The organism is Microcoleus sp. PH2017_05_CCC_O_A, assembly GCF_020738785.1.
Classification (GTDB): domain Bacteria; phylum Cyanobacteriota; class Cyanobacteriia; order Cyanobacteriales; family Microcoleaceae; genus Microcoleus.
Genome location: NZ_JAEQCB010000085.1, coordinates 1 through 6,561 on the forward strand (window position 1 = coordinate 1; position 6,561 = coordinate 6,561).

The window sequence follows — 6,561 nt, forward strand, 5'->3', positions numbered from 1 at the left end:
CACCTGGGCTGATGTTATCAACCGCGCTAACTTGGGTATGGAAGTAATGCACGAGCGCAATGCTCACAACTTCCCACTCGACTTGGCTGCTGGCGAAACCACTCCAGTTGCTTTGGTTGCTCCTTCCATCAACGGCTAAGTTTTAGCTTGAGATAAACAGAAAGCGCCCCTAGAAATAGGGGCGCTTTTTGTTTGCGAAAAATTACAGTTTTAGCGAGATGATCGTTTATGATAATAGAAGGAGCGCGCTAGTTGTAGCTCATGTGCTCTCATAAATCATAAAAGCCTTTATTTATGGAGTCGGCTTCCTATGACAGTCACTACAGAAAATTTAATTAGAGCATTGCCATCGAACAGTGAGGAGGTGATGTTTGGTGAACTAAGTTTAATCAAACACGCCTTAGAAAAGCTGTTTAAATCTGATGAAGCGCGGATTCCTAAAGAAGAACTATTTATTGATGGATTGAAAATTTATGAGGTACTAGAACGGATTAGAGAAGCAAAAGATATACGTCTAAGAGCGGATATTTATTACTCTGAATACAGACCACTTTTAAACGAATTTAAAGCAAAATATAGTGACTTTTTAGCCCGTGATACTTTCAAAGAAATTGAAGATCGTGAAAAATACATGGATGGCTTGAGGGAATTAATCATAGCTCAGGGTTTTATGCTGATTGCGTTTGAAGAAGAAACAGATAAAGTACGTCAATATCGATCGCTATACACGGGTATGGTGAAACTATCAGAGCTTTTAGAAGAATATCTTGTCTACTTTCCACAACACTTAATAGAGTGCATTAAGAATATAGCATTGGCTTTTTTAAATGATTCTAATCTAAAACCCGATCGAGCCAATCAGAACGAGTCAGTTTTTTTATATTTAGTTGGATTAAAAAACACTGCTAGAGCAGTATTATGGCAAATCGAAGAAGACCGAACACAAAATGAAAAATTACATTTGATTGACTCTCCTTATAATCCAATATTTACTCGTGAAATGCAAATTCAGAAAAACCAATCTGCTATGGATTGGGCAAAGTCACGACTTGAGCAAATAGAAAGTATTGGAGAAGAAAAAGGATGGAAATTGTAGAGTGATTCTAATTCTAGATTCTAATATTATTGCTTTGCTGATAACAAATATTGATGAGAAATTGTCTGAAGATCAGAAGCTGACTACGGAGATTTATCAATGCACAGAATGGTTTTATAGACTGTTGTCGAAAGGCGTTTATATAATTGCTTCTGATATCTGTGATTATGAACTTAGACGTGAATTGATTCGGATAAAAAGCAAAAGTATTCAAGAGTTAGATAAACTAAGAGAGTTACTTGAATTTCAAGAAGTAACTTTTGCTTTGCTAGAAAAGGCTGCCGAACTATGGGCGGAGGCAAGAGCTATGAGTCAATCTAATAAAATTAAGGAGAACATTGATGTAGACTGCATTCTGGCTGCTCAATGGTGTCTGCTCAAAGAGCAATTTCCTGGTCGTGAAGTCATTATTGCTACTAAAAATATTAAAGATTTTCAACCTGTTACCGATTGTGATATTTGGCAAAATATTAGTTAATTTATAGTAATTTACGAGTTAGATAAAATGTCAGGTAAACTTCGGATATGCCACAGCATAAGTGCCTTCTATATTCTGCCTTCAGACTTATACCTTGTTTTTAAGCGGGAGGGTGTCAAAATGAAATATAGCTCCTAAGCTGTTAAAGATGCCAGGATTGTTTTGGTTTAGCTGTTCCCTGTTCCAGAATCTCAGCAAAAACAAATGTAGCCGATCGGGAGTAGCTCCTCACCGTGTCAAGCGCTTTATCTCTAACGAGGATTTGTATTATGAAAGATGGACAAGAAGTACGCCACGTCTCCACAACAGCACTCATTGCCGGTGTTTGCGGGTTGGCTTTAGTGACTGGAGGTGGCATTGCTTGGTGGACGGCAAGCCGTTCGCCCACGGCAGACACGCAGTCTTCAGCTCCGACAATCGCTCCGGCGCTATCCCCAAGTCCTGCCCAATCCCCTGCTGTAATTATCCCCGTACCTCCTCCAAATGCTGTGCAGGTGCCACAGGCTCAGACGCCGCAGGTTCAGACGCCTCAAGCTCAGAGACCTACCCCTCTGGCGTCTCAGGCTCTGGCGCCCAAGTCGTCACAGCCGAAGCCTTTGCAGCAGGCTGATGCCCAAACAGTCCAAGTGTACTGGGTTAAAGATGCGATCGGCAAATTTGAGGCAGTTCCTACGAAAGTAGCTGTCAAACAAGCTGATAAGCCTGATGCAACTTTACAAGCTGCTTTTAACACTTTGTTGGCTGGGCCGAAGGATGCAACTGTTTCTAGCGAAATACCTAAAGGGACAAAACTCCGGGGTTTGAGTGTCAAGAATGATGAAGTTTATGTCGATTTGTCGCGTGAATTTACTGCGGGGGGAGGCAGCAGTTCAATGACGAGCCGGTTAGGGCAAGTTATCTATACAGCTACGAGTTTAAAACCGAATACTAAGGTTTGGATCTCGGTGGACGGCAAGCCTTTGGAACTTTTGGGTGGCGAAGGTTTGGAGGTGGCTCAACCGAGTACCCGCCAAAGTTTTGACAAAAATTTTCCCCTTAACTAATTTTTGATTCATTAGTTATTAGTCATTAGTTAGGAGTTATTAATTAGGAGTTAGGAGTTATTAGTTATTAGTTATTAGTCTGAATGCGGAAAATAGGGATTGATAGCTGATAATTGATTGCTGATGATATCGTTGACATTTGGATCGGAATAATAATTTTCGGAGTGCAATTCGAGCGTGTCGCTCGCTTCGGATCGCGAAGCCAAACGTCCCGCACGGCGAGCAGGGTAGAATTCCGTAGTTACCGAATTTGATATAACTGATGACTGATAACGTTCGCGAGCGGGGACGCTCGCACTACCGACTGATGACTGCTGACTGATAACGTTCGCGAGCGGGGACGCTCGCACTAATGACTAATGACTAATGACTAATGACTAATGACTAATGACTAATTTTCAGTGCTTGGCAGTCAGGCTAAATGCCCGAAAGTGGAGGGCTTGCTGTTCGATCCGAGTGGCAAGCCGATCGCACACCATAGTACATAGCTCAAAAATTAACTCGTCTTGCACCTTATAATAGGCTGATGTTCCTTCACTCCGGCGAGTGAGGATACCAGCTTGGAGCATAAGTTTTAGGTGCTTGGAAACATTGGCTTGACTCGTTTGAGTAGCTTCCACCAACTCTTGCACGCATTTTTCTCCGTCGCGAAGCAAGTTCAAAATTCGTAAACGCATTGGCTCGCTCAGAATACTGAAATACTCAGCAACTTGTTGCACAACCTCTTGCGGGACAGGCTGGGATGACTTCATCAAACTCACCGGGGAGAAGTGATCTCGAAATATTAGCATTTATTCTGTCCATAACAATAAAGTAATGCTTCAATCCGGATTAATTCGCATTAAAATTTGACCGTATTCGACAGGTTCGCCATTTTGTACTAAAATTTCCATGACTTGACCGGACACTTCATCAGCATCAATCTCGTTCATCAGCTTCATTGCTTCGATAATACAGACTGTCTGGCTGACTTTGATGCGATCGCCCACATTGACAAAAGGTGGCTCATCGGGAGCAGCAGCGCGATAAAACGTTCCTACCATGGGCGAGATAATTGACACCCATTTGGTATCGACAGGAGCAGAGACGGCAGCAGGAGCTGCGACAGCAGGGGCTGGTGCAGGAGTGGCCGGAGTTGCTCCTGCATTTTGACTAACAGCATCCGGTGGGGCGGCAGTGGGGCTAGAAACAGATCCCAGCGCGATCGTCGGAGCGACACTTGCCGCGGTAGAGAGGGCAGTAACCGTGGCTGGTTCGCTGGCCAGAATGCCTTTGCGTACAGTCAGTTCAAGCTCCCCACTTTTTAATGTCAGTTCCGAAATGCCTGTTTTGTCTAAAACAGTCAGCAGTTCGCAAAGCTGGTTTAAGTCTAATTGCACAGTAGATTCAAGGGTAATTAAGAATTTAAAATTGAGAAATTGGAATCCGGCGAAGCTAGGAAACTTCACCGATTTTGGAGACAAAAGGGGTAGTTTTTAATCTTTGAGCGATGAGCGATGATTTTTTAGCTCTTTAACTAATAACTCACAACTCACAACTAAAAACTAAAAACTCCCTTTTTCTCCGTCGTTTCTATTCTCGGCCGAGGTACTTGTCTTCACGAGTATCAATCCGAATGCGTTCTCCTATCGAAATAAATAGAGGAACCATGATCTGAGCTCCGGTGGAAAGGATGGCCGGTTTACTGCCACCGGTGGCAGTATCTCCTTTGACTCCGGGATCGGTTTGTGTCACTTCCAAGACGACAGAATTGGGTAATTCCACTTCCATGATTTGGTCGTTCCAGCGAAGGATACTGACTTCCATACCTTCATTCAGGTACTTGACACGCTCGCCTATTTCCTTGGCTGTGAGGCGGCTTTCCTCGTAAGTTTCCATATCCATAAAGACAAACTGGTCGCCTTCTTTATAGGTATGCTGCATCGCGCTCTTTTCGAGGTTGGCTTGAGGCAAAGATTCGCCAGCTCGGAATGTGTGTTCCACTACGCTGCCGGTTTGGACGTTTTTTAATTTTGTCCGCACAAAAGCGGAACCCTTTCCGGGCTTGACGTGGAGGAATTCGATAACCCGCCACACGCCGTTATTCCATTCAATTGAAACACCTGGTCGAAAGTCGTTACTGGAGAGCATATAAATTTTTGCGGGCAATCCCGTCGCCATTGGGCACGGGGGAACTATAGTCAGTCGATTTTAGATTTTAGATTTTAGATTTTAGATTCACTCGCAGCTTTGAATCTGGGAGATTGAACCTTGGTCTAAAATTTTGATCTCTCCACGACAGGAGTCTGGGGATTGTATCCGTTTTTGAGCGGGGTCAGCTTAAAGCCGCAGTCTAGCTGACGGCATCAAAAAGCAATTGGCAATTTATTTTACCTTTCAAAGGGAGCAAGTGCTGTACTCCAAGTGAAAAACCTCTGTCTGTTGGACAAGGAGAGGCAACGGATGTAATGGAGAGAAGGCGATCGCGCGCTGTGGGAAGATAATAGAGGCAATAAAAGTTAAAGATATGTTGCATTGGCCTAATTTCTCGATCGATACGTGCAAGCGCTGGGTGAAGACCGGTGCTTTAGCAGTCCTGCTGTTCGCACTCTCCCTGAGTTTCAGTGCAGTTTCCTATGCGAAACGCCCCAGCAGCAGTATGCCTGCGGGGAATCCGATTACGGACGGCCGGGCGCTGCTGCGTTTCGCGCTACCTATTGACAATCAGACTGTGCGTGAGTTGCAAATCAGTCTGGAAGACATTGGCAACCACATCCGTTCTAAACGTTGGGGGCCCATTAGCAGCGATGTCAGTAAGGCTTCGAGGATTCTCAGCATTCGGGAGTCCGACATTTTAGTGAGTATTCCTGAGGCGAAACAGCCGGAAGCTGAGGCGCTAGTTGCACAAGTCAAGGAGGGAATTGCTGAACTGGAAAAGGCTGTTGAGGCTAAAGACAGGGAAAAAGTTATTGACTTGAAGGCGAAAATCCTCGGTTCGGTAGGCGAAATCGAAGAGTTGATGGTGACAAAGTTTCCGTTTGAAGTGCCTGCTAAGTATGCTAATCTGCCTCAACTGAAAGGTCGCGCTACTGTGGCGGTGGAAACGGATAAGGGGACAATTAATGTTGTGGTTGACGGTTACAGTGCGCCTGTGACTGCTGGTAATTTTGTGGATTTGGTCGATCGAGGTTTCTATGATGGTTTACCATTTATTCGATCGGAAGAATCCTACGTTTTGCAAACGGGAGATCCCGAAGGCAAGGAAGTGGGCTTTATTGATCCAGGTACTGGCAAATACCGGAATGTGCCGCTGGAAGTGCTCGTTAGAGAGGACACGGAACCTGTCTATGGGATTACTCTAGAAGATGCGGGACGTTATCGCGACGAGCCTGTTTTGCCTTTTTCTGCTTTTGGTGCTGTGGCGATGGCCCGGGCTGAAGCTGAACCAGACAGCGGTTCTTCTCAGTTTTTCTTTTTCTTGTTTGAACCCGAACTCACGCCCGCTGGTCTGAATTTGTTGGACGGTCGGTATGCTGTTTTTGGTTACATGATTGAAGGAAAAGAGGTTTTGGATAAACTGAGGCAGGGAGATAAGATTATATCTGCTAAGGTGATTAAAGGAAAGGAAAATTTGGTTCAACCTCAAGTTTAATCAGCACACAAACAAAGACGGCGAGATAAATCGCTTCAGAGTCAAACAAAGCCCGCTTCCGCGGGCTGGAAGCAACCATAACAAATAAAGACGGCGATTTAAATCGCTTCTACACTAACAAAGACCGCCTCCGCGGGCTGGAAGAAATTATGACAAATAAAGACGGCGATTTAAATCGCTTCTACACTAACAAAGACCGCCTCCGCGGGCTGGGAGAAAGACAAACAAAGACGGCGATTTAAATCGCTTCTACACTAACAAAGACCGCCTCCGCGGGCTGGAAGAAAGACAAACAAAGACGGCGATTTAAATC

7 protein-coding genes and 1 pseudogene are annotated in these 6,561 nt (G+C 44.6%); 5 read left to right on the forward strand and 3 right to left on the reverse strand.

The window, feature by feature from the left end; all coding sequences use genetic code 11:
• The 4 genes and pseudogenes from JGK20_RS20345 to JGK20_RS20360 form a co-directional block, all read left to right on the forward strand.
• Window positions 1-139, forward strand: a pseudogene (locus tag JGK20_RS20345) (photosystem II q(b) protein); the annotation flags it as partial.
• 171 nt (window positions 140-310) lie between these two features.
• Window positions 311-1,096, forward strand: a complete 786-nt coding sequence (locus JGK20_RS20350; protein WP_293186765.1) for a hypothetical protein — start codon at window positions 311-313, stop codon at window positions 1,094-1,096.
• Window position 1,097: 1 nt separating this feature from the next.
• Window positions 1,098-1,574 carry a hypothetical protein gene (locus JGK20_RS20355; protein WP_293198503.1) on the forward strand — a complete coding sequence of 159 codons (477 nt, stop codon included), beginning with the start codon at window positions 1,098-1,100 and terminating at the stop codon, window positions 1,572-1,574.
• A gap of 269 nt (window positions 1,575-1,843) precedes the next feature.
• Window positions 1,844-2,617 (forward strand): GerMN domain-containing protein, encoded by a 774-nt coding sequence (locus JGK20_RS20360; protein WP_293186767.1) that lies wholly within the window; start codon window positions 1,844-1,846, stop codon window positions 2,615-2,617.
• A 398-nt stretch (window positions 2,618-3,015) separates the two neighbouring features.
• Here the strand turns inward: JGK20_RS20360 and JGK20_RS20365 are convergent, their stop codons facing one another.
• The 3 genes from JGK20_RS20365 to efp form a co-directional block, all read right to left on the reverse strand.
• The gene (locus JGK20_RS20365) at window positions 3,016-3,408 is read right to left on the reverse strand and encodes a metalloregulator ArsR/SmtB family transcription factor (RefSeq protein WP_293186768.1); all 393 of its coding nucleotides are present in this window, start codon (window positions 3,406-3,408) and stop codon (window positions 3,016-3,018) included.
• 30 nt (window positions 3,409-3,438) lie between these two features.
• Entirely contained in the window at window positions 3,439-3,996 is a 558-nt protein-coding gene (gene accB, locus JGK20_RS20370; protein WP_293186769.1) for an acetyl-CoA carboxylase biotin carboxyl carrier protein, read from the reverse strand.
• A 193-nt stretch (window positions 3,997-4,189) separates the two neighbouring features.
• Window positions 4,190-4,747, reverse strand: coding sequence for an elongation factor P (efp, locus tag JGK20_RS20375; protein ID WP_293155631.1), 558 nt, complete (start codon window positions 4,745-4,747; stop codon window positions 4,190-4,192).
• Between the two features lie 376 nt (window positions 4,748-5,123).
• Here efp and JGK20_RS20380 point away from each other — a divergent pair, with 376 nt between their 5' ends.
• Window positions 5,124-6,248, forward strand: coding sequence for a peptidylprolyl isomerase (locus JGK20_RS20380; RefSeq protein WP_293193750.1), 1,125 nt, complete (start codon window positions 5,124-5,126; stop codon window positions 6,246-6,248).
• Window positions 6,249-6,561 lie beyond the last annotated feature (313 nt).